Origin of the sequence: Caballeronia terrestris (assembly GCF_001544515.1) — a bacterium.
Lineage (GTDB): Bacteria > Pseudomonadota > Gammaproteobacteria > Burkholderiales > Burkholderiaceae > Caballeronia > Caballeronia terrestris.
In genome coordinates this window covers 89,467-110,155 of record NZ_FCOL02000003.1, presented here as the reverse complement: position 1 = coordinate 110,155, position 20,689 = coordinate 89,467, and the positions used below count along the sequence as shown (strand labels likewise).

Here is a 20,689-nt window from a genome sequence, read left to right as displayed (position 1 = left end):
GCCCAATATCATGCGCGCGCCGCCCGCTCGACCAGATGCTCGACCATCCGCTGCGCGGCCGGCTGCAATGCGTCGAAGTTCTTGAAGCACACGATAAAACGGCGCAACGCCCACGCATCGTCGAGCGGAATCACGCGGATGCCGAGCACCGGCCGATACGTCTCGGCCACTTCCACCGGCACGACGCTGATCCCCAAGCCCGCCGCGACCACGCGAAACGCCGCGTCGAAGCTCGACACGATCACGCGATACGACACCGTCCGCCCCGCGCTCGCGGCGGCGCGCTGGAGCATCGTGTGCACGGCGGTCGCGGGCGGCAAACCGACGTGCTCGTGCTCGAGCGTCTGGTCGAAACGCAGCGACGCCTCGCCCGCGAGCGGATGATCGCGATGCACCGCGAGCGCGAGCCGGTCCTGCCGGTACGGGCGGTGCTGCAACCCTTGCAGATCGACGTTGTCCCAGCACACGCCGACCGTCGCCGCGCCTTCGCGCAGCTGCCGCACGAGTTCGTGCGACAAACGCTCCTCCACTTCGACGCGAATGTTCTGGTACGCGGGTTCGCGCATGAACGAAGCGATGTCGTCGAGCAGCGCCTCCGCAATCGCCGATGCCGACGCGCACACGCTAACGCGCCCCTTCAGCCCGGCGCCGAACGCGGCGACGTCGCTTGCGATGCGCTCCATCGTGAAGAGCACGTTGCGCGCGTGTTCGAGCAGCGCGATGCCAGCGGCGGTGGGCTCGACGCCGCGACGCGAGCGCGACAGGATCGGCAGGCCCAAATCGCTTTCGAGTTGCGCGATGCGCTTGCTGATCGCGGAAGGCTCGATGTGCGCTTCCTCCGCCGCCCGCGCGATGTTGCGGTGATCGCACACGGCGACGAGCAGCCGCAGCGTTTTCAGGTCGATGTCGCGCATGGCCGTCTCCGGGGCTCTGACATTCCGAACGGGAACGTTAGCGCTTCCAAAATACCGCTTTAAGGTTTGGCTGGAATGTCTAAAGTTAGCACAACGCCGGCACATTGACGACCGGAGAAGATGAATCAATTTATGGGGCCCGGGTACGGCGTGGGGCCGGAGTAAGCGCTAAAGCGCTAACTCCGGCCGACAGCGCCAACTCTGGTCCGACAGGAGACAAGACACATGCCCTCGTTCCCCGCGAACGTCGCCATCCGCGAAGTCGGTTTGCGCGACGGCCTGCAAAGCATCCCGAGCATTCTTCCGACCGAACGCAAGATCGAATGGATCGGCGACGCTTACGCCGCCGGTCAGCGCGAATTCGAAGTCGGCTCGTACGTTCCCGCGCGCCTTCTGCCGCAAATGGCCGACACCGCCGAACTCGTCGCCTACGCGACGACGCTGCCGGGCCTCGTCGTCTCGGTGCTCGTGCCGAACCTGAAAGGCGCCGAGCGCGCCATCGAAACACGCGCCGACCTGCTGCTCGTGCCGCTCTCCGCGAGCCACGAACATAGCCTCGCGAACTTGCGCAAGACGCCCGATGAAGTCGTCGCCGAAGTGGCGCGCATCCGTGCCGCGCGCGATGCGTCCGGCTCGAAGACGCTGATCGAAGGCGGCATCGGCACGGCGTTCGGCTGCACGATCCAGGGCCGCGTCGAACAGAGCGAAGTGCTGCGCTGCATGCAGGCGCTGCTCGATGCGGGCGCGGATCGCGTCAGCATCGCCGATACGGTCGGCTACGCCGGCCCCGCCACCGTGCGCGAACTGTTCGAGAAGGCGCGCAAGATCGCCGGCGAGCGCTTCTGGTGCGGCCACTTCCATGACACGCGCGGCCTCGCGCTCGCCAACGTCTACGCCGCGCTCGAAACCGGCGTCGCGCGCTTCGACGCGACGCTCGCCGGCATCGGCGGCTGTCCGCATGCGCCGGGCGCGAGCGGCAACGCGTCGAGCGAGGACCTGGCGTTCATGCTCGCCGACATGGGCATCGAAACCGGTATCGACATTCCCGCCTTGCTGGCCCTGCGCGCGAAAGTCGCGGGCTGGCTCGAAGGCGAATCGCTGCACGGCGCGCTGTGGCTCGCGGGTCTCCCCAAAACCTTCGCTGCTCCGGCCGCGCTCAACGCTTGAGGTCATCATCATGAGCACCCCCGCAAGACTTCCCCTCGACGGCGTGCGCGTCATCGAATTCACCCACATGGTCATGGGGCCGACGTGCGGCATGATCCTCGCCGACCTTGGCGCCGAAGTCATCAAGATCGAGCCGCCCGGCGGCGACAAGACCCGCAAGCTGCCGGGCCTCGGCATCGGCTTCTTTCGCTCATTCAATCGCAACAAGAAGAGCGTCGTGCTCGACATCAACACGCCCGAGGGCAAGGAAGCCGCGATCGAATTGATCGGCACCTGCGACGCGATGCTCGAAAACTTCCGCCCGGGACTGATGACGAAGCTCGGCCTCGATTACGACACGCTCTCGAAGCGCTATCCCGGTTTGATTTACGTGTCGCACAAGGGCTTCCTGCCGGGGCCGTACGAAAAGCGCCTCGCACTCGATGAAGTCGTGCAGATGATGGGCGGCCTCTCGTACATGACGGGTCCGGTCGGCCGGCCGCTGCGCGCGGGAACGTCGGTCAACGACATCATGGGCGGCATGTTCGGCGCGATCGGCGTGCTGGCCGCGCTGCGCGAACGCGAGCACACCGGGCGTGGCCAGGAAGTGCAGAGCGCGCTGTTTGAAAACTGCGTGTTCCTCTCCGGCCAGCACATGCAGCAATACGCGATGACGCGCGAAGCGCCGCCGCCGATGCCCTCGCGCGTCTCGGCGTGGAGCGTCTACGACGTCTTCACGCTCGCCGACGGCGAACAGCTTTTCATCGGCGCGGTCAGCGACAAGCAGTTCATCACGCTGTGCGACGTGCTGAATCGTCCGGACCTGCCGGCCGAGCCGCGCTTCGAGACGAACGCGCTGCGCGTCGCGATCCGCCCCGAGCTGCTTGAAGTGCTCGGCGCGATCCTGAAGGAGCATCGCATCGAAGAGCTTTCGCCGAAGCTCGAAGCGGCCGGCATTCCGTATGCGCCGATCGTGCGTCCCGAGCAATTGCTCGACGACCCGCATCTGAAGGCGAGCGGCGGCCTCGTGCCGATGGAAACCGACGACGGCAGCATGACCGAAGTCGTGCTCCTGCCGCTGACGATGGGCGGACGGCGTCCCGGTGTGAGGCAGGCACTGGCGCGAGTCGGCGAACATACGCAGGAAGTGCTCGCGCGCCTGAAGAGCCGGGTGGTCGCATGAGTCTTTCCGCTGAAAGCGCATCGAATCACGGAGCAAATCAAATGGCAGATCTCTTCGATAACCCGATGGGCCTGATGGGATTCGAATTCGTCGAATTCGCGTCGCCGACGCCCGATACGCTGGAGCCCGTCTTCGAGAAGCTCGGCTTCACGCTTGTCGCGCATCATCGATCGAAGGACGTCGTGCTGTACCGGCAGGGTGGGATCAATTTCGTCGTGAATCGCGAGCCGAAAAGCCCGGCCGCTTACTTCGCTGTGGAGCACGGCCCGTCGGCGTGCGGTCTCGCGTTTCGCGTGAAGGACGCACACGCGGCGTACGCACGCGCGCTTGAACTCGGCGCGCAGCCGCTCGAGATGCCCACCGGCCCGATGGAACTGCGCCTGCCCGCGATCAAGGGCATCGGCGGCGCGCCGCTGTATCTGATCGACCGCTTCGAAGATGGCGAGTCTATCTATGACATCGACTTCAGGTTCGTCGAAGGCGTGGACCGGCGTCCGGAGGGTTATGGACTGAAGCTCGTCGATCACCTGACGCACAACGTCTATCGCGGACGCATGGCGTTCTGGGCCGGCTACTACGAGAAGCTCTTCAACTTCCGCGAGATCCGCTACTTCGATATTTCCGGCGAATACACTGGCCTGACCTCGAAAGCGATGACCGCGCCCGACGGCAAGATCCGCATTCCGCTTAACGAGGAATCGTCGAAGGGCGCGGGGCAGATCGAAGAGTTTCTGATGAAGTTCAACGGCGAGGGCATCCAGCACGTGGCCTTGCTCTCCGACGACCTGCCCGCCACCATCGACAAGCTCGCGATGGCCGGCGTCCCGCTGATGACCGCGCCGAGCGAGACGTACTACGAGATGCTCGAAGAGCGTCTACCGGGTCATGGACAGCCGGTCTCCGAGTTGCGCACGCGCGGGATTCTGCTCGATGGCAACACGAGCGGTGGTAACCCGCGGCTGTTGTTGCAGATCTTCTCCGATACGCTGCTCGGCCCTGTCTTCTTCGAGTTCATTCAACGCAAGGGCGACGACGGCTTCGGTGAAGGGAATTTCAAGGCGCTGTTCCAGTCGATCGAGCGCGATCAGATTCGGCGAGGTGTCGTCGGACAGCAATAGGTTCGAAAAGCCGATCATCACTTCCATACCGGCAGGCGCGCAACGATAAGCACGCCGCCGGTACAAAGAAACAGCAACCTTGCATGGACCAGAGTAAGGCGCATGGGATCAGAGTAAGCGCTGAAGCGCTAACTCTGACCGACTGTGCCAACTCTGTTCAACAGGAGACAAAGACATGCAGCAAACCGTTACCGCGGGCAGCCCCCCGCTCGTCGCGCCGAACGTTCACGTCGGCATCAATCCGGGCGCGGAAATCTCCGCGCGCATGGACCGCTTGCCGATCACGCGGCATCTCTGGATGCTCGTGTTCCTCATCTCGCTCGGCGGCTTCTTCGAGGTCTACGACCTGATCTTCACCGGCTACATCGCGCCGGGCATGGCCAAAAGCGGCCTCCTGCAGACCACCACGCATTCGTTCTTCGGCTTCAACGGCATCGCGGGCTTCATCGCGGCGACGTTCGCCGGCCTCTTCGTTGGCACGTTCGGCTTCGGCTGGATGCCGGACCGCTACGGACGCCGCACGGTCTTCACGTTCTCGCTGCTGTGGTACTCGGTCGGCTCGGCGATCATGGCCTTCCAGACGACGCCCGAAGGCGTGATCCTGTGGCGCTTCATCACGGGCATCGGCGTGGGCATCGAGATCATCACGATCGACAGCTACGTCACCGAGCTCGTACCGCAGCACATGCGCGGCCGTGCGATGGCGTTCAACCAGATGGTGATGTTCGCCGCTGCCCCGGTCGCTGCGATCCTTTCGTACTGGCTCGTGCCGACGACGCTATTCGGTATCGATGGATGGCGCATCGTGGTGCTCGCGGGATCGGTGGGCGCGGTGTTCGTGTGGTTCATCCGCCGCGCGGTACCGGAAAGCCCGCGCTGGCTCGCGACGCACGGCCACGTGGAGAAGGGCGAGCGGGTCGTCGCGAAGATCGAGGCGATCGTCACGCGCCAGACCGGCAAGCCGCTGCCGCCGCCGCTGCCGGTGATCGAGCAGCCGGCGCATCGCCGCGCATCGTTTGCGGAACTGCTGCAGCCGCCGTACCGCTCGCGCCTCATCATGCTGATCATCTTCAACTTCTGCCAGGCGATCGGCTACTACGGCTTCGCCAACTGGGTGCCGACGCTCCTGATCGGGCAGGGCATCACCGTGACGAAGAGCCTGCTGTATTCGTTCATCATCGCGTTCGCGCTGCCGGTCGGACCGATGCTCGCGATGTTCTACGCCGACAGGATCCAGCGCAAATGGCTGATCGTCGCCGGGGCGCTTGCGGTGATCGTGTGCGGCATCGCGTTCGGGCAGGTGAGGTCGGTCGCGCCGCTGATCGTGCTCGGCGTGCTGATCAGCCTTGCCGGACAGACCATCTCCGTGTGCTATCACGCGTACCAGGCCGAGCTCTTTCCGACGGCCGTGCGTTGCCGCGCGAACGGCATCGTGTATTCGGCGAGCCGCGTCGGCGCGATGATGTCAGGGTTCTTCATCGCGTTCCTCCTGCGCGACTTCGGCGTGGCGGGCGTGTTCACGGGGATCACTGCGTGCATGCTGGTCGTGGTCGTATCGATCGGCGTGTTCGGGCCGAAGACCAACGGCAAGCGGCTCGAAGAGCTGTGTCATTGATGCGGGGTTGACGGCGTCTCGACAAAAGGTTGCAATGCATGAGCGGCGCCCCGGGTTCTTCTGGGCGCCGCTCGTTGCATCGACCCGTCACTTCGAGGCCCGACCATGCTGCGTGCGCTCGCTACGCTCCTGCTGTTTCAGTGCTTCGGCGAAGGCCTCTCCTACGTATTCCGGCTGCCCGTGCCGGGGCCGGTCGTCGGCATGCTGCTGCTCTTCGCGCTTCTCGCGTGGCGTCCGCAAGTGGCCGATGCCATCGAGCCGACCGCGCTCGAACTCCTGCGTCACCTCTCGCTGCTGTTCGTACCCGCGGGCGTCGGCATCATGGTGTCCGCGACTGCGCTGCGGGGCAATACGCTCGCGGTAATCGTGGCGGTCGCGGTCAGCACGACGCTCGCGATCGCCGTGACCGCGCTCGTGACGCGCGCGCTCCTGCGCATGCAGACCGTCAACGCGATCGATCCCGAGGACGAACCATGACCGCGCTTCCGAAGATCGGCGAGATCTGGGTCTATCTCGCTGCCTCGCCGCTGCTCGGACTTACGATCACGCTGATCGCCTATCTCGTCGCGCAATCGATCTACGCCCGCGCGCGCTTCAATCCGCTCGCGAATCCGGTGCTGATTTCGGTGGCGCTGCTGGTCGTCGTGCTGCGCGTGTCGGGTACGCCGTACTCGACGTATTTCGAAGGCGCGCAGTTCGTCCACTTCCTGCTCGGACCGGCGACTGTCGCGCTCGCGATTCCGCTCTATCGACAGTGGCCGAAACTGCGGCGCGCGGCGCTGCCGCTCATCGGCGGGCTGGTGTGCGGGTCGCTGACGGCGATCGTGTCGGCCGTGGGCGTGGCGTCACTCCTGGGCGCGCCGCATCAGACGGTGGCATCGCTCGCGCCAAAGTCGGCGACGACGCCGATCGCGATGGCCGTCGCCGAGAAGATCGGCGGGATTCCGTCGCTGACCGCGGTGCTCGTCATCTCGACGGGCGTGTTCGGCGCGGTCTTCGCGCGCTCGATCCTGAACGTGCTGCGCGTCGAAGAAGCGGCGGTGCGCGGCTTCGCGCTCGGCGTGGCGTCGCATGGCATCGGCACGGCGCGCGCGCTTCAGGTCAGCGAGGAAATGGGCGCGTTCGCCGCGCTCGGCATGGGGCTCAACGGCGTGTTGACCGCGTTCCTCGTTCCTTTGGGCGGAGCGCTCTTCGGGCATCTTTAGGACGCGGACGCGAGCCCGCAACCGGTGCAATGAACCGGCAACGTGGCGAGCACCTTGCGCGATATCGCGAAGCGTCAATCTTACGTCTGCGTAATCGCATTGCCCGCGACTCATTAGCGTTTATCCCTATCTCGTGCGGGTTGACTGTCGTCGATGCACGCACCAAACTTCGCTTCAGCATCTGTGATCACAGGTCACAAGAACCGCAAGGAGAAGTGAAGTGGCATCACGTTCAGCTTCCAACGACCTGCCCGCGCTCGAACTCGTGGCGCGCGAAACGATGGCCGGCCGCGTCTATGCGCAGTTGCGCGAGGCGATCATGACCGGCCGCTTCGCTCCAGGCCAGTTGCTGAGCCTGCGCGGCGTCGCGGAGGCGGTGGGTTCGTCGACGATGCCGGTGCGCGCCGCCCTCACGCGCCTGCAAGCCGAAGGCGCTTTGATCGACGGCCCAGGCCGCGCGCTGATGGTCCCGCCGATGACGCTCGACCTCCTCGAAGAATTGCGCGACGTGCGCATCGCGCTCGAAGGCTGTGTGGCGAAGCGCGCTGCATCGCGCATGAGGAAGGACCATCTCGACGCGCTGCAATCGATTTTCGACACGATGGACGTGCACGTCGAAGCCGGCAACGTCGCCGCGTACCTGCGCAGCAACTTCGAGTTCCACATCGCGATCTACACACACGGCGCAAGCGACCTCACGCTCGCGACGATCCAGAACCTGTGGATGCGCATCGGTCCGTTCCTCAACCTCGTCGCACCCGACATCCCGCACATGCGCCGTTCGATGGCGGCGCACCGCAATATCGTCGATGCGCTCTGGCGCGGCGACGGCGAAGGCGCGCGCGCGGGCATCGAGCAGGACATCGGCGATGCCGCCGCCGATCTGCAGGAGCGCCTGCAAGGCAGGGAAGCGGCAAGCGCCTGACACAGCACCGTTTCAAGAACAAAAAACGGAGACGAGCATGACGGTTCTACAGATGTTGAAACCGCACGCGGGTTTGCGCGTGCTCGTAACGGGCGGCGCATCGGGCATCGGGCTCGTGATCGCGCGCGCTTTCGTCGATGCCGGGTCGCGCGTGCATGTCTGCGATGCGAGCCAGCAAGCCGTCGACGCCCTCATCGAAGCCGAGAGCCAGACGGAGTGCAACGCGATCACCGCGACGCTCGCGGACGTCTCGGACCGCGAGGCGGTGGACCGCGTCTTCGCCGATGTCGATGCGCAACTCGGCGGCCTTGACGTGCTGATCAACAACGCGGGCATCGCGGGGCCGACAGGCGGTATCGACGAACTCGATGTGAGCGAGTGGGAACAGACCGTCGACGTGAATCTCAACGCGCAGTTCTACTTCGCGCGCCGCGCAGTGCCGCTGCTTCGCCACGCGAAGGACGGCGGCGCGATCATCGCGTTGTCGTCGGTGGCGGGGCGGCTCGGCTATGCGTTCCGCACGCCGTATTCCGCGACCAAGTGGGCCGTTGTGGGACTCACAAAGAGCCTTGCCATCGAGCTCGGGCCGTCGGGCATCCGTGTGAATGCGATCCAGCCGGGCATCGTGAAAGGTCCGCGCATCGAGCGTGTGATCGCGGCGCGCGCGCAGCAGCTCGGCCTCTCCTACGAGGAGATGGAGAAGGACTATCTGGAGAAGATTTCGCTGCGGCGCATGACGACGCCCGAAGAAGTCGCAGCCACCGCGCTCTTTCTGTGCTCACCTGGCGGCAGCGGCATCTCGGGGCAGGCGATCTCGGTCTGCGGCAACGTCGAAGTGCTCTAACGTCATCGTCACGAGGACTCTCATGGCAACGAAACGCAAGGTCATCATCACCTGCGCGCCGACCGGCGCGATCCATACACCATCGATGTCGCCGCATCTGCCGGTCACGCCCGACCAGATCGCGGACGCCGCGCTCGCCGCCGCCAAGGAAGGCGCCGCAATTCTGCACCTGCACGCACGCGATCCCGAGGACGGCCGCCCGACGCAGGACCCCGCCGTGTTCCAGCAGTTTTTGCCGCGCATCAAGGCGCAGACCGATGCGGTGATCAATATCACGAGCGGCGGCAGTCCGCACATGACGGTCGCCGAGCGGCTGAAGCCCGCGCATCATTTCAAGCCGGAAGTGGCGTCGCTGAACATGGGGTCGATGAACTTCGGCCTTTATCCGATGCTCGACCGCTTCAAGGAGTTCAAGCACGACTGGGAGCGCAAGCACCTCGAAAACAGCCGCGATCTCGTCTTCAAGAACACCTTCGCCGACATCGAATACATCCTGACGTCGTGCGGCGCGAACGGCACGCGCTTCGAATACGAGTGCTACGACATCTCGCATCTGTACAACCTCGCGCATTTCGTCGACCGCGGGCTCGCCAAGCCGCCGTTCTTCGTGCAGAGCGTGTTCGGCTTGCTCGGCGGTATCGGCGCGCATCCCGAAGACCTTGCGCACATGAAGCGCACCGCCGATCGCCTGTTCGGCAGCGACTACGTCTGGTCGATCCTCGGAGCCGGACGCAACCAGATTCCGCTCGGCACGATGGGTGTCGCGCAAGGGTCGAACGTGCGCGTCGGGCTCGAAGACTCGCTGTGGATCGCGCCGGGCCAGCTCGCCGAATCGAGCGCCGCGCAGGTCGTGAAGATCCGTCAGGTGATCGAGGGGCTGTCGCTCGACATCGCGACGCCGGCCGAAGCGCGCGCGATGCTCGGATTGAAGGGCGCGAGCGAGACGAACTTCTGACACGGAGGCCGCCTTGAACAAGCTGAAAGTTGTCGCGATGCCGACCGGCTGGCTCACCGTCGATCGATCATCGCAGGTCTATGGCCGCTACTTCGGCCAGCCGTGGAAGGTGCCGGTGTGGTCCACGGCGATCGTCGGCGGCGACAAGAAAATCGTCGTCGATACCGGCATCCACGATCCCGCGTGGGTGTCGAGCTTCGTGTGTCCGTGCGAGCAGGCACCCGAAGAGCGGCTCGAACGGGCGCTGAAGGAATACGTGGGCTGGAGCGCGGACGAGGTCGATATCGTCATCAACACGCACCTGCATTACGACCACTCCGGCGGCAACACGCTCTTTCGCAACGCGCGCTTCGTGATCCAGGCCGCGGAATGGGAATACGCGGGACGTCCGCTGCCGACGCAGGCCACGTACTACCAGGAGTTCCTGATCGGCCGCGAACCGCTCAAGTATTTCCGCTGGCGGTTCGTGAACGGCGTCGCGGACATCGCGCCCGGCGTGCGCGTCGTGCCGACGCCGGGTCATACGCCGGGGCATCAGTCGGTCGCGGTCGATACGGACGAAGGCGTCGTAGTGATCGCCGGCGACTGCGCGAACTGCATGGAGAACATCGTCGATCTCGTGCCGGTCGGCATCGTTCACGAGACGGCTGCCGAGCTGGCATCGCTCAGGCGTATCCGGCAGATCGCCGACTTCGTGATTCCCGGACACGACCCGAACGTCGTGGCCGGATCGTCGGGCATCGCCTTGCCCGCGAGCGCACGTTTGCAACACGTCGAAAGCTAGAACACAAACAATCGAAGCATCGGAGGATGACATGAAAGCATTGACGCACACGATTCGTCAGGCGGGCCGGCTCGCGCTCGGCGCCGCATTGCTGGCGGGGCTCGCCGTATCCGGGCCCGCGGCGGCCGCGGAGAAGTACAAGATTTTCCTGTCGATGAGCTACGTCGGCAACGACTGGCAGACCGAGGCCGCGAACATGGTCAAGGCGATGGCCGGCACGCCCGCGCTGAAGGACAAGGTCGATCTCGAAGTGCAGGTGGCAGGCACCGATGCGCAGAAGCAGATCCAGCAGATCAACTCGATGGTGCAGGCGGGCGCGAAGGCCATCGTCATCTATCCGATCTCGCCGACCGCGCTCAACCGCGCGATCAAGAACGCGTGCTCGAAGGGCGTCGTGGTCGCGGCGTACGACGGCGAAGTGACCGAGCCGTGCGCGCACAACGTGACGATCGACCAGAAGCAGGCGGGCACGGTGACGGCGGAATGGCTCGCGAAAACGCTCAACGGCAAGGGCAATATCGTGATGATCAACGGCGTGCCGGGCACGTCGGTGGATCGCGCGCGCACCGAGGCCGCGAAGGAAGTGTTCGCGAAGCATCCGGGCATCAAGATCGTCGCGGAGGGCACAGGCATGTGGAGCCAGGCCACCGCGAAGACCGAGCTTTCGAAGATTCTCGCGACCAACTCGTGGGACAAGATCGACGGCCTGTGGATGCAGGTTGGCTGCTTCACGGCGGCGTCGATGCAGCTCGAAGCCGGTGTACCAGACGACAAGGTAAAGCCGTGCGCGGGCGAATCGTCGAACGGGCATCGCGTGCAGATGCTACCGCCGGGCACGGTGAAAGGCGAAGGCTCGTATCGCTCGATCGGCTATCGCTCGATCTCGTACGGCGCGCCGCCGTACTCGGGCGCGATGGCGCTCAAGCTGGCCGTGCAGAAGCTCGAAGGCAAGGAGTTTCCGCAACGCGTGACGCTCAAGCTGCCGCTTGTCCTGACGAATGAGTCGAAGCTCTGCAAGACCGGTTCGATCGACGAACTCAAGGCAGGCTGCACCGCGTTCATGCCGGACAAGGTGCCCCCGGGCTGGTTCGCGGACATCTATTCCGACGACACACGCGAGGTCGGCTTCAACGCGGCGCTCACGGGCACGCAGGACTGAACCGCCGCTGGCGCTATAGGAGAGACGAGATGACGAGCGCATGGGCCATCGATCTGTCGAACGTCACGAAGCGCTTCGGCGCGACCGTCGCGCTCGACGGCGCATCGTTTCGCGTCAGGCAGGGCGCCGTTCACGCGCTGCTCGGCGAGAACGGTGCGGGCAAGTCGACCACAGTCAAGCTGCTGTCGGGACTCATGCAGCCCGACGCGGGCAGCATTGCCGTGATGGGCCGCGACGTGACGATGCGCGGTCCGAAGGACGCGCACCGTGCGGGTGTGCAGACCGCGTTCCAGGAGATGACGCTCGTGCGCGATCTCACGGTCGCGCAGAACCTCTTGATGTCGTATGAACCGACGGGCTGGTTTGGCCGCATCAAGCGGCGCGAAGCGCAGCGCGTGGCGGCCGAGTGGCTCGACCGGCTCGAGCTTACCGACGTGCGGCCCGGCGCATACATCCGCGATCTTGCGCTGCCGGTGCGGCAAAAGATCGAGATCGCGAAGGCGATCGTGCGCGCGCCGCAAGTGCTGCTGCTCGACGAGCCGACCTCCGCGCTCTCGGGCCGCGACGTCGCGTGGCTGTCACGCCGTATCGACGAGATGAAGGCGCGTGGCGTCACGTTCGTGTTCATCTCGCACCGCATGCAGGAAGTGCGCGAGTTCTGCGACAGCCTGACCGTGTATCGCAACGGCCGCGACGTAGGCGCATTCGAGACCGCCGACATCTCCGACGACGACGTGATCCGCCTCGTGATCGGCCGCTCGATGGAGGCCAAGTATCCGCCGAAGGTGCCGGCGCCCGCCGAAGCGCGCAGCGAAACGCCCGCGATGGAAGCGCGCGGCATTCGCGTGGACGGCGTGGTGACTGACTTCAATCTGACGCTCAAGCCCGGCGAAGTACATGGCATCGCTGCGTTGCAGGGCATGGGTCAGCGCGAGCTTTTCGAGGCGCTCTTCGGCGCGGAGTTCATCGACGAAGGCCAGATCCTGATCGACGGCAAGCCGGTCACGTTGACCTCGACCGCCGATTCGCTGAAGGCCGGCGTCTCGACGAGCTTCCTGCCCGAGGACCGCAAGACCGAAGGGCTTTTTCTGCGGCTTCCGGGTGGCGAGAACGTATCGCTGCCGGTCATCAAGCGCTTTTCGCGCTTCGGCCTGATCGATCGCAAGCGCGAGCAGGCCGCGATCAAGCGCGCGCTCGCGCAGATGGAAGTCAATCCGCGCGCGGTCTACAAGCCGTGTCTGTCGTTCTCGGGCGGAAACCAGCAGAAGATCGCGATGGCGAAGTGGCTGCTCACGCAAAGCCGCGTCTGGCTGATGTTCGATCCGACGCGCGGCATCGATGTCGGCACCAAGCATCAGATCTTCGTGCTGATGCGCGCGTTCGCGGCGGCGGGCGGCTCGGTGCTGTTCTACTCGACCGATGTGCCGGAGCTCGTCAACGTCTGCGACCGGGTGTCGGTGGTGTATCGCGGGCGCAATGTCGCGGAACTCGAAGGCGACGCGCTCAACGAAGAAAACGTCATGCGCAAGATGCTGTCCAGCTAGGACCGCAAACAGGCAATGAGAGGCTCTCATGAACAACGCAATTGCGTCGCCCGACAGCGAGATCGTGCGGCCTGGGGCGCGCGTCGGCTTCGGCGCGCGCGTCGATCACTATCGCGGACTGATCATCGCCATCGGCGCACTGCTCGCGATGCTGGTCGCGTGGGTATCGCTGTCGGCCACACCGGTCGGCATGTACGACATCGGCTCGGTGATATCGAGCAGCACGACGCTCGCGCTCGCCGGCATCGGGCAGACCATCGTCGTGCTCTCGGGCGGCTTCGATCTCTCCGCGTCGGCGGTGGTGTCGCTGTCGAACGTGCTGGCCGTGCGCTTCGTGCAGGGCACGCCGCTCGAACAGTGGGGCGGTGTCGCGCTGATCCTCGCGATCGGCGGCGGCATCGGGCTCGTCAACGGCGCGGTGATCGCGTGGTTCCGCTTGCAATCGATCGTCGTCACGCTCGCGACGATGTTCATGGTGCAGGGCCTCACGCTCCTGATCCAGAACAAGCCGGGCGGCAGCATCGGCGAACAGTTCGGCGCGTTCGTCACCTCGGACCTGATCCCCGACAAGATGCCGATGTCGGCGGCCGTGCTGGTGGTGGCGTTGCTGGTGTGGTCGTTCGTGAAGCGTACGCGCTTCGGCGTGGGCCTGTACGCGCTCGGCAGCGACCCGGACGGTGCGTATGCGAACGGCATGCCGGTCACGCGCTATCGCATCGCGACTTACGCGCTCGCCGGGATGTTCTACGCGGCAGCGGGCCTGTATGTGTCGGCGCAGACGGGTTCCGCCGATCCGCTCGTCGGCCGGCCGCTGTTGCTGTCGATGTTCACGGCGGTCGTGCTTGGCGGAACGTGGCTCGGCGGCGGGCGCGGCGGCTGTGTCGGCACGGTGTTCGCCGCGATGACGCTGATGATCACCGTCAACATCTTGCTCGTGCTGAACGTGTCGGCGTTTTTCACGACGATCGCCGAGGCGGTGATCCTGATTCTCGCGGTGCTCGGCTCGTCGATCGGCAAGCAATCGGCTGCGCATCACTGCGCGCGCTATGCGTCGCAATGGATGAAGGCGGTGCGCACCGGAACGCGCGCGAAGGACGACCCGCGTGCGCGGCGCGTGTCGTTCGAAGTGGAGAATTTCCGTCCGCTGGAGAACACCGAGCTGAAAGGGCGGTTTCTCAGCGACTGGATCGAGCGCAATCGCGAGTGGGTGAAGTATGTGGTGCCGGCGTATCTGCTGTTCTTCGCGGTGGTCGTGATCACCGGGATCGTCTACGGCCCGGGCGTGCTTGTAAGCGCCAATTTCTACAGCAGTCTGCTCACGCTGACGCTCTTCCTCGCGATCCTCGGGCTCGGTCAGGGCGCGGTGATCCTGACAGGCGGCCTCGACTTGTCGATGCCGTGGCTCATCACCTTGTCCGGCGTGCTGCTCACGGGCCTCACGCACGGCGTGAACGGCGCGGCCGCGTGGGCGGTGCCGCTCGTGCTTGGCGCCGGGTTGCTGGTCGGCGTGTTCAACGGCATCGGCGTAGTGATGCTCGGCCTGCCGCCGATCGTCGTCACGCTCGCGGCGAATGGCCTGCTGCAAGGTCTCACGCTGATCTATTGCAACGGCTCGCCGCAAGGCTGGGCGCCATCGACGATCAGCGAATTCACCAACGGCCGCTTCGGTCCGCTGTCGCTCGCGGCGTGGAGCGTGCCGTTCTTTCTCGCGATCGCGCTGGTGCTGCTGCATCGCACGCCGTTCGGACGGCGCGTCTACGCCGTCGGCAATTCGCAGATCGCGGCGAAGCTCTCGGGTGTGCGCGTCGGCGCTACGCTGATCGCCGTGTACTGTCTCTCGGGGCTGTGCTCCACGATCGTCGGATTGCTGCTCGCGGGCTTCAGCAGCCAGGCGTTCCTCGGCATGGGCGACCCGTACCTGCTGCCGTCGATTGCGGTCGTCGTCGTGGGCGGCGCGCTGATCACGGGCGGGCGCGGCCATTACCTCGGCGTGTTCGGCGGCGCGTTGCTGCTAACCGCGCTAGGCACGCTGCTCGCGGGCACGACGGTGCCGCCGGCCGTGCGCGACATCATCAACGGGCTCGTCGTGCTGGCTGCGGTCATCACGTTGCGTGACAAGAAGGCTTAATAAGCGCAACTTCGTTGCATGGGACGGGAGTAAGCGCTAAAGCGCTAGCTCCCATCGATATGGAATAAAAAATGACGAATCGACGTGTGGCTGTGATCGGATCGGGACGGATCGGCAGGGCGTGGGCGATCGTGTTCGCACGCGCGGGCTTCGACGTGATCCTGCACGACGCAGACCTCAAGATGCTGGACGGCGCACTCCCCGCGATCGAAGAAAGCGTGCGGGACCTCGACGACTTCGGCCTGATCGACGAACCCGCCGCACAGATCGTCGCGCGCATCACGCCGTGCGCGAGTCTCGCCGATGCCGTGCGCGACGTCGAACTGGTGCAGGAGAACATCGCGGAGATCGTCGAGGCGAAGCGCGCGCTCTTCACCGAACTTGATCGGCTGACGAAGCCCGACACACTGCTCGCCAGTTCGACGTCGGGCCTGCCCGCGTCGACGTTCACCGAGGGCCTGCACGGCCGCGCGCGGTGTCTCGTCGGGCATCCGGTGAATCCGCCGTCGCTCGTGCCGCTGGTCGAGTTGTGCGGCGCGCCGTGGACATCACCCGAGACGCTCGAGCGCGCGCGTGCCATCTACGACGAAGCGGGGCAGAAGGCGGTGACGGTGAATCGCGAGATCGCGGGCTTCCTCCTGAACCGTTTGCAAGGCGCCGTGCTCGACGAAGCACTGAGCCTCTACGCACAAGGCTACGCGAGCGCTGCCGACCTCGACACCGTGATGCGCGACGGCCTCGCGATGCGCTGGTCGTTCATGGGTCCGTTCGAGACGATCGATTTGAACGCGCCCGGCGGCGTCGCGGATTACGCGGATCGCTACGGCGGCACGTACCGGTCGATTGCGACGGAGCGCGTGCCGTTCGACTGGTCGCCGGAAACGATTGCGAAGCTCGACGCCGAACGGCGCGCAGTGCTGGATCGCGACGATATCGAGAAGCGCAGCCGCTGGCGCGATCGCCGGCTGATGGCGCTGCTTGCGCACCGGCGCGCGCTCGCGAAGAAAGAGGAAAGCTGAACCGCCGACATAACGAACCCGGAGACAACGATGATCGAAACGCGCTTGCTGGTCGATGCGAACAATCACCTCGGCGAAGGGCCGCTGTGGGACGTGAAGGAAGAGCGGCTCTACTGGATCGACAGTACCGCGGCCGAGATCTACCGTTGCCGTGCGGACGGGAGCGACGTCGAGCGGTTTTTCGTGCCGCGCCACATCGGGTCGATGGCGTTGCGCGAGAAGGGCGGCGCCGTGGTCGCGCTCGCGAACGGCCTGCATTTCTACGACTTCGCGAAGCAGACGGTGCAACTGATCGCAGACCCCGAAGCCGACGATCCCGAGACGCGTTTCAACGACGGCAAGGTGGACCGCAAGGGCCGCTTCATCGCGGGCACGATGGCCTACGACTTCGATCGCTACGACGCCGACCGCGGCCAGCGCTCGTCGCGCAGCGGCGGCCTCTACCGGCTCGATACGAACGGCACGGTCACGCGGCTGGACGGCGGCATCAGTTGCTCGAACGGGCCGTGCTGGAGCCCGGACAACCGCACGCTCTATTTCACCGATACGTACGACAAGCAGATGTACGCGTACGACTACGACATCGAGACGGGCGCGGCATCGAACCGGCGCGTGTTCGCGTCGGCGCGCGACATGGCGGGAACGTTCGATGGCGCGACCGTCGATGCGGAGGGTTACATCTGGTCGGCGCTGGTGTTCGGCGGGCGCATCCTGCGCTATGCGCCGGACGGCACGCTGGATCGTATCGTGCCGTTTCCAGTGCGCAACCTGACGAGCGTGATGTTCGGCGGCCCGAACCTCGATACCCTCTACGTCACGTCGATGGGCCGCCCGATGTGGGGCATCCCGCAGAAGGAGCGCGACAAGGGCGGGCTCTTTGCCGTGACCGGTCTCGGCGTGAGAGGGTTGCCCGAGCCGCGCTTTGCCGGTTAGCAGCGCTCAGGGGCCATGCAAATGAGCCGCGGCCTCAAACCCCATTCGCGTCGCGCCGGCATGCCGCGACGGCCAAAACATTTGCAGAAGCCCTCTACTCAAGTTTCGGCCATCAAGGCCGAAAACTGGGGCATGGAACAACAAGACGAAGACCTCCCGCTCGGTCGCATGCATCCTCTGCGCGGAGAAGCGTTCGCGCTCGCATTGAGTATCGAAACCATCCGCAGGGCGCGCGGCCGGGGCAATCCGCGCGACTTTCCGCTCGACTCGAAGGAATGGGAAGCGGCGAGCATCGACTTCGCCCGCGATCTGCGCTGGGCGCTCGGCATGGCCGACGACGAAGACGAAGACTGAAGTTGTAACAACTATCAGCCAAAAATACTGATTCAGCGTGATGATCGGCAAGATGTATTCGCAATATTTACCCGGAAACATTTGCGTTGCCGAAAAAATGCCGCGAAAACCCATTGCTAATCGTTTGCGGCGACCTTAGACTCCAATCCAGCCTGTTACGAAATGTAACGAATTTTACCGGGCCGGTTGCAAAGACCGCCGGCAAGTGAGAACGGAGTAATCGCCATGCAAACCGCCGAAACTTCAGACGCGATTCGCGAGATCAACCTGTCCTACATCATGCTTGCCCAGCGTCTGCTGCGCGAGGATCGGGCGGTTGGGATGTTCCGCCTGGGCTTGTCGCGCGAAATCGCCGACATCCTCGCGAATCTGACGCTCGCCCAGGTCGTGAAGCTGGCCGCTTCCGACCAACTCCTGTGCTTCTTCCGCTTCAACGATCACGCGATGCTCGGCGCGCTCACGCAGCCGGCGAAGAATTCGAACATCGCCCCGACGCACGCCGCGATCATCATGGCAGGCCTTCCCGCCGCGCAGTTTGCATAAGGCTTACGCCAACCCGCAGTCCCGCAAGTCAATGGAACACGACGAGAAGCTCCCTTTCGGTGTCGACGCTTCTCTCTTTGACGCGGCGAGTTCGCTCGCCGCGCGCGTGACGGCGGCGCGCAAGGCGCAGGGCAAGGCCATTCCGAGCGATTTCGCGGAAGGCTCGCCCGAAGCCGATGCCGTCGCACTCGACTTCGTGCGCGACATCGAATCGGCGCTCCACGGCGGCCCGAAGGCGCTGACCGAAGGCCACTGACGCTACTTCGCCTTTCCCCACAACGTGCGTCCGAAGAACGTCAACGTCCGGTCCCACGCCATGCGCGACCACACCGGATCGAACTGAGTCCTCGGGATGCGTCCCGGCCCCACGGCGGTTTCGTTAGCGAACGCGTGGTGCGCCAGATAGCGGTGAAACTCCACGTCGACATTGGCCTCGGTCAGCTTGGCCTCCAGCTTGTCGACGATATCGGCGGTAAAGAATTCGTCCTGCGTCGCCCAGTGGCCCTGCACCGGAACCTTGATCTTGCTGGCATCGACGTAATCGAGCGGCGGAAATCCGTACCACGTCACCCCCGCCGACACCTCCGGAATATTGCACAGCGCGAGCAGCGTCAGCGCGCCGCCCATGCAGTAGCCCGTCACGCCGACGCGCGCGGCCTGCTCCTTCAGACACAGCACGGCGCCGCGCACGTCCTCTGCGGTGGCATCGGCGAAATCGAGGCCGCCCAGCAGATGGCTCGCTTCTTCCTCCTCGAGCGTCGTCTTGCCGCGGAACAGGTCCGGCACGAGCGCGAGATAGCCGGCTTGCGCAAAACGGTCGGCGACGCCCTTGATCTGGTCGTTCACGCCCCACCATTCCTGAATCACGACGATCGCGGGCGCGCCTTCCAGTTTCTCCGGCTTGGCCAGGTAACCCTGAACGTCCTGCCCGTCGGGGCGGCGGTAAGTAATCATGGAACCTGCTTCCTGTTTCATGAGACGGTCTCCTTGATCGTATGTAACGAGGACATGCGGTAAAAAAACAACAGCGGGAGCTTCGATTACTGCGCGGCTTGCGTCGACTTCCTCAGCTTGGCGACATCCGCCGCCGTTACCGCCGGCGCACCGTTGTTCCACCCCGCGCGGATGAACGTGAGCACGTCGGCGATCTGTTTGTCGTTCAGCACCGGCGAGTACTTCGGCATCGGATACGGGGCCGGCACGCCCTGGATCACGAGATCCTGCGTGCCGTTCAGCGTGACGTTGATGAGCGACGACGCGTCCTTTTCCATCACGTTCGGATTGCCCGCGAGCGGCGCCAGGATCGGCGCGAAGCCCGCGCCGTCGGCGCCGTGGCAATGCATGCAGTATGCCGTGTAGACCTTCGCGCCGGCATCGCCAGCGGGGCGCGTCAGCGACACCTTCGTCGTCTTCGGATCGTACGCGTAACGCGGCGCGTTCGTGCCGCCCCCCGCCGGCAGCGACTTCAGATAGCGCGACATTGCCGTGATGTCGTCGTCGTTCAGCGCCTGCGTGCTGTGGTTGATCACGTCCGTCATCGCGCCGAACGCCGCGGCGTGCCTGTTCGCGCCGGTCTTCATGAACTGCGAAACCTCCGCTTCCGACCATCGGCCGAGACCGACGTTGTATTCACCTGTCAGGTTCGATGCGAACCAGCCGTCGAGCAGGCCGCCCGCGAGAAACGCGCTGCCGCTTTCGTCGAGCTCCTTCTCCTGGAACGCGATGCCGCGCGCCGTATGGCACGAGCCGCAATGCCCGAGCCCCTGGATCAGGTAAGCGCCGCGATTCCACGCGACGTCCTTGCCGCTTTTGTCCTGATACACGGCCTTGTCGAGAAAGACCAGGTTCCAGAGCTTGAGCGGCCAGCGCATGTTGAGCGGAAACGGAATGTCGGACGCGCGGTTCGGCTGGTTCACCGGCTCGACGCCCTTCATGAAATAGGCGTAGAGCGCCTTCACATCGTCGTCGCGGACCTTCGCGTACGACGGATACGGCATCGCCGGATACAGGTTGTGGCCGTCCTTCGCGACACCCCGGCGCAGCGCACGGTCGAAGTCTTCCTCGCTCCAGTTGCCGATGCCGGTCGACGGATCGGGCGTGATGTTGGTCGTGTAGATGCGGCCCATCGGCGTGTTCATCGGCAGGCCGCCCGCGAACGGCTTGCCCTTCGGCGCCGAATGGCACGCGACGCAATCGCCCGCTTTCGCGAGATACGCGCCGCGCGTGACCAGGGCGTCGTCGGTGGTGGCGGCTTGCGCGAATGTCGACGCCGTCAGCGTGAAAGCGAAGCCGAGGCCTGCAACGATTCTTCGTGTCATGT

At 65.0% G+C, this 20,689-nt stretch carries 21 protein-coding genes; 18 read left to right on the top strand and 3 right to left on the bottom strand.

Annotated elements, in window-relative coordinates:
* Positions 1 to 8: 8 nt before the first annotated feature.
* Entirely contained in the window at positions 9 to 914 is a 906-nt protein-coding gene (locus tag AWB67_RS03765) for a LysR family transcriptional regulator (RefSeq protein ID WP_087654892.1), read from the bottom strand.
* 225 nt (positions 915 to 1,139) lie between these two features.
* Between AWB67_RS03765 and AWB67_RS03760 the strand changes: the two genes are divergently transcribed.
* The 18 genes from AWB67_RS03760 (at position 1,140) to AWB67_RS03675 (ending at position 18,625) form a co-directional block, all read left to right on the top strand.
* Complete coding sequence (locus tag AWB67_RS03760) at positions 1,140 to 2,081, top strand: hydroxymethylglutaryl-CoA lyase (protein WP_087654891.1); 942 nt, start codon at positions 1,140 to 1,142, stop codon at positions 2,079 to 2,081.
* A 10-nt stretch (positions 2,082 to 2,091) separates the two neighbouring features.
* Positions 2,092 to 3,243 (top strand): CaiB/BaiF CoA transferase family protein, encoded by a 1,152-nt coding sequence (locus AWB67_RS03755; protein WP_087654890.1) that lies wholly within the window; start codon positions 2,092 to 2,094, stop codon positions 3,241 to 3,243.
* Between the two features lie 41 nt (positions 3,244 to 3,284).
* Positions 3,285 to 4,361 (top strand): 4-hydroxyphenylpyruvate dioxygenase, encoded by a 1,077-nt coding sequence (gene hppD, locus AWB67_RS03750; protein WP_087654889.1) that lies wholly within the window; start codon positions 3,285 to 3,287, stop codon positions 4,359 to 4,361.
* A gap of 175 nt (positions 4,362 to 4,536) precedes the next feature.
* Positions 4,537 to 5,976, top strand: a complete 1,440-nt coding sequence (locus tag AWB67_RS03745) for an MFS transporter (RefSeq protein WP_087654888.1) — start codon at positions 4,537 to 4,539, stop codon at positions 5,974 to 5,976.
* Between the two features lie 105 nt (positions 5,977 to 6,081).
* On the top strand, positions 6,082 to 6,453 hold the full coding sequence (locus tag AWB67_RS03740) for a CidA/LrgA family protein (RefSeq protein ID WP_087654887.1): 372 nt from the start codon (positions 6,082 to 6,084) through the stop codon (positions 6,451 to 6,453).
* On the top strand, positions 6,450 to 7,181 hold the full coding sequence (locus tag AWB67_RS03735) for an LrgB family protein (protein WP_087654886.1): 732 nt from the start codon (positions 6,450 to 6,452) through the stop codon (positions 7,179 to 7,181). The genes AWB67_RS03740 and AWB67_RS03735 overlap by 4 nt, the downstream gene beginning before the upstream one ends.
* Positions 7,182 to 7,461: 280 nt before the next feature.
* Positions 7,462 to 8,106 (top strand): GntR family transcriptional regulator, encoded by a 645-nt coding sequence (locus tag AWB67_RS03730; protein WP_087655049.1) that lies wholly within the window; start codon positions 7,462 to 7,464, stop codon positions 8,104 to 8,106.
* A gap of 37 nt (positions 8,107 to 8,143) precedes the next feature.
* Positions 8,144 to 8,950, top strand: a complete 807-nt coding sequence (locus tag AWB67_RS03725; RefSeq protein ID WP_087654885.1) for an SDR family oxidoreductase — start codon at positions 8,144 to 8,146, stop codon at positions 8,948 to 8,950.
* Positions 8,951 to 8,972: 22 nt separating this feature from the next.
* Positions 8,973 to 9,905, top strand: a complete 933-nt coding sequence (gene kce / locus AWB67_RS03720) for a 3,5-dioxohexanoate:acetyl-CoA acetone transferase (RefSeq protein ID WP_087654884.1) — start codon at positions 8,973 to 8,975, stop codon at positions 9,903 to 9,905.
* A 37-nt stretch (positions 9,906 to 9,942) separates the two neighbouring features.
* Positions 9,943 to 10,689: an N-acyl homoserine lactonase family protein gene (locus AWB67_RS03715; RefSeq protein ID WP_087655048.1), complete on the top strand. Its 747-nt coding sequence runs from the start codon at positions 9,943 to 9,945 to the stop codon at positions 10,687 to 10,689.
* A 31-nt stretch (positions 10,690 to 10,720) separates the two neighbouring features.
* Positions 10,721 to 11,848 carry a sugar ABC transporter substrate-binding protein gene (locus AWB67_RS03710; RefSeq protein ID WP_087654883.1) on the top strand — a complete coding sequence of 376 codons (1,128 nt, stop codon included), beginning with the start codon at positions 10,721 to 10,723 and terminating at the stop codon, positions 11,846 to 11,848.
* 29 nt (positions 11,849 to 11,877) lie between these two features.
* Entirely contained in the window at positions 11,878 to 13,392 is a 1,515-nt protein-coding gene (locus AWB67_RS03705) for a sugar ABC transporter ATP-binding protein (protein WP_087654882.1), read from the top strand.
* Positions 13,393 to 13,420: 28 nt separating this feature from the next.
* Complete coding sequence (locus tag AWB67_RS03700; RefSeq protein ID WP_087654881.1) at positions 13,421 to 15,520, top strand: ABC transporter permease; 2,100 nt, start codon at positions 13,421 to 13,423, stop codon at positions 15,518 to 15,520.
* 71 nt (positions 15,521 to 15,591) lie between these two features.
* Positions 15,592 to 16,539 carry a 3-hydroxyacyl-CoA dehydrogenase gene (locus AWB67_RS03695; protein ID WP_087654880.1) on the top strand — a complete coding sequence of 316 codons (948 nt, stop codon included), beginning with the start codon at positions 15,592 to 15,594 and terminating at the stop codon, positions 16,537 to 16,539.
* Between the two features lie 30 nt (positions 16,540 to 16,569).
* Positions 16,570 to 17,472 (top strand): SMP-30/gluconolactonase/LRE family protein, encoded by a 903-nt coding sequence (locus AWB67_RS03690; protein ID WP_087654879.1) that lies wholly within the window; start codon positions 16,570 to 16,572, stop codon positions 17,470 to 17,472.
* A gap of 132 nt (positions 17,473 to 17,604) precedes the next feature.
* On the top strand, positions 17,605 to 17,826 hold the full coding sequence (locus tag AWB67_RS03685; RefSeq protein WP_235025021.1) for a hypothetical protein: 222 nt from the start codon (positions 17,605 to 17,607) through the stop codon (positions 17,824 to 17,826).
* A 225-nt stretch (positions 17,827 to 18,051) separates the two neighbouring features.
* Positions 18,052 to 18,369 carry a flagellar transcriptional regulator FlhD gene (gene flhD / locus AWB67_RS03680; protein ID WP_087654878.1) on the top strand — a complete coding sequence of 106 codons (318 nt, stop codon included), beginning with the start codon at positions 18,052 to 18,054 and terminating at the stop codon, positions 18,367 to 18,369.
* 31 nt (positions 18,370 to 18,400) lie between these two features.
* Complete coding sequence (locus AWB67_RS03675) at positions 18,401 to 18,625, top strand: hypothetical protein (protein WP_087654877.1); 225 nt, start codon at positions 18,401 to 18,403, stop codon at positions 18,623 to 18,625.
* Positions 18,626 to 18,627: 2 nt separating this feature from the next.
* On the opposite strand, the gene AWB67_RS03670 is transcribed toward AWB67_RS03675, so the two are convergent.
* Positions 18,628 to 19,344, bottom strand: a complete 717-nt coding sequence (locus tag AWB67_RS03670; RefSeq protein ID WP_087654876.1) for a dienelactone hydrolase family protein — start codon at positions 19,342 to 19,344, stop codon at positions 18,628 to 18,630.
* 65 nt (positions 19,345 to 19,409) lie between these two features.
* Positions 19,410 to 20,687: a c-type cytochrome gene (locus tag AWB67_RS03665; protein ID WP_087654875.1), complete on the bottom strand. Its 1,278-nt coding sequence runs from the start codon at positions 20,685 to 20,687 to the stop codon at positions 19,410 to 19,412.
* Positions 20,688 to 20,689: the final 2 nt, after the last annotated feature.

What these genes read in the sequence shown, in the direction of transcription:
- AWB67_RS03765 (WP_087654892.1), bottom strand. Translation starts at nt 914, where the DNA reads ATGCGCGACATCGACCTGAAAACGCTGCGGCTGCTCGTCGCCGTGTGC.
- AWB67_RS03760 (WP_087654891.1), top strand. Translation starts at nt 1,140, where the DNA reads ATGCCCTCGTTCCCCGCGAACGTCGCCATCCGCGAAGTCGGTTTGCGC.
- AWB67_RS03755 (WP_087654890.1), top strand. Translation starts at nt 2,092, where the DNA reads ATGAGCACCCCCGCAAGACTTCCCCTCGACGGCGTGCGCGTCATCGAA.
- hppD (WP_087654889.1), top strand. Translation starts at nt 3,285, where the DNA reads ATGGCAGATCTCTTCGATAACCCGATGGGCCTGATGGGATTCGAATTC.
- AWB67_RS03745 (WP_087654888.1), top strand. Translation starts at nt 4,537, where the DNA reads ATGCAGCAAACCGTTACCGCGGGCAGCCCCCCGCTCGTCGCGCCGAAC.
- AWB67_RS03740 (WP_087654887.1), top strand. Translation starts at nt 6,082, where the DNA reads ATGCTGCGTGCGCTCGCTACGCTCCTGCTGTTTCAGTGCTTCGGCGAA.
- AWB67_RS03735 (WP_087654886.1), top strand. Translation starts at nt 6,450, where the DNA reads ATGACCGCGCTTCCGAAGATCGGCGAGATCTGGGTCTATCTCGCTGCC.
- AWB67_RS03730 (WP_087655049.1), top strand. Translation starts at nt 7,462, where the DNA reads ATGGCCGGCCGCGTCTATGCGCAGTTGCGCGAGGCGATCATGACCGGC.
- AWB67_RS03725 (WP_087654885.1), top strand. Translation starts at nt 8,144, where the DNA reads ATGACGGTTCTACAGATGTTGAAACCGCACGCGGGTTTGCGCGTGCTC.
- kce (WP_087654884.1), top strand. Translation starts at nt 8,973, where the DNA reads ATGGCAACGAAACGCAAGGTCATCATCACCTGCGCGCCGACCGGCGCG.
- AWB67_RS03715 (WP_087655048.1), top strand. Translation starts at nt 9,943, where the DNA reads ATGCCGACCGGCTGGCTCACCGTCGATCGATCATCGCAGGTCTATGGC.
- AWB67_RS03710 (WP_087654883.1), top strand. Translation starts at nt 10,721, where the DNA reads ATGAAAGCATTGACGCACACGATTCGTCAGGCGGGCCGGCTCGCGCTC.
- AWB67_RS03705 (WP_087654882.1), top strand. Translation starts at nt 11,878, where the DNA reads ATGACGAGCGCATGGGCCATCGATCTGTCGAACGTCACGAAGCGCTTC.
- AWB67_RS03700 (WP_087654881.1), top strand. Translation starts at nt 13,421, where the DNA reads ATGAACAACGCAATTGCGTCGCCCGACAGCGAGATCGTGCGGCCTGGG.
- AWB67_RS03695 (WP_087654880.1), top strand. Translation starts at nt 15,592, where the DNA reads ATGACGAATCGACGTGTGGCTGTGATCGGATCGGGACGGATCGGCAGG.
- AWB67_RS03690 (WP_087654879.1), top strand. Translation starts at nt 16,570, where the DNA reads ATGATCGAAACGCGCTTGCTGGTCGATGCGAACAATCACCTCGGCGAA.
- AWB67_RS03685 (WP_235025021.1), top strand. Translation starts at nt 17,605, where the DNA reads ATGGAACAACAAGACGAAGACCTCCCGCTCGGTCGCATGCATCCTCTG.
- flhD (WP_087654878.1), top strand. Translation starts at nt 18,052, where the DNA reads ATGCAAACCGCCGAAACTTCAGACGCGATTCGCGAGATCAACCTGTCC.
- AWB67_RS03675 (WP_087654877.1), top strand. Translation starts at nt 18,401, where the DNA reads ATGGAACACGACGAGAAGCTCCCTTTCGGTGTCGACGCTTCTCTCTTT.
- AWB67_RS03670 (WP_087654876.1), bottom strand. Translation starts at nt 19,344, where the DNA reads ATGAAACAGGAAGCAGGTTCCATGATTACTTACCGCCGCCCCGACGGG.
- AWB67_RS03665 (WP_087654875.1), bottom strand. Translation starts at nt 20,687, where the DNA reads ATGACACGAAGAATCGTTGCAGGCCTCGGCTTCGCTTTCACGCTGACG.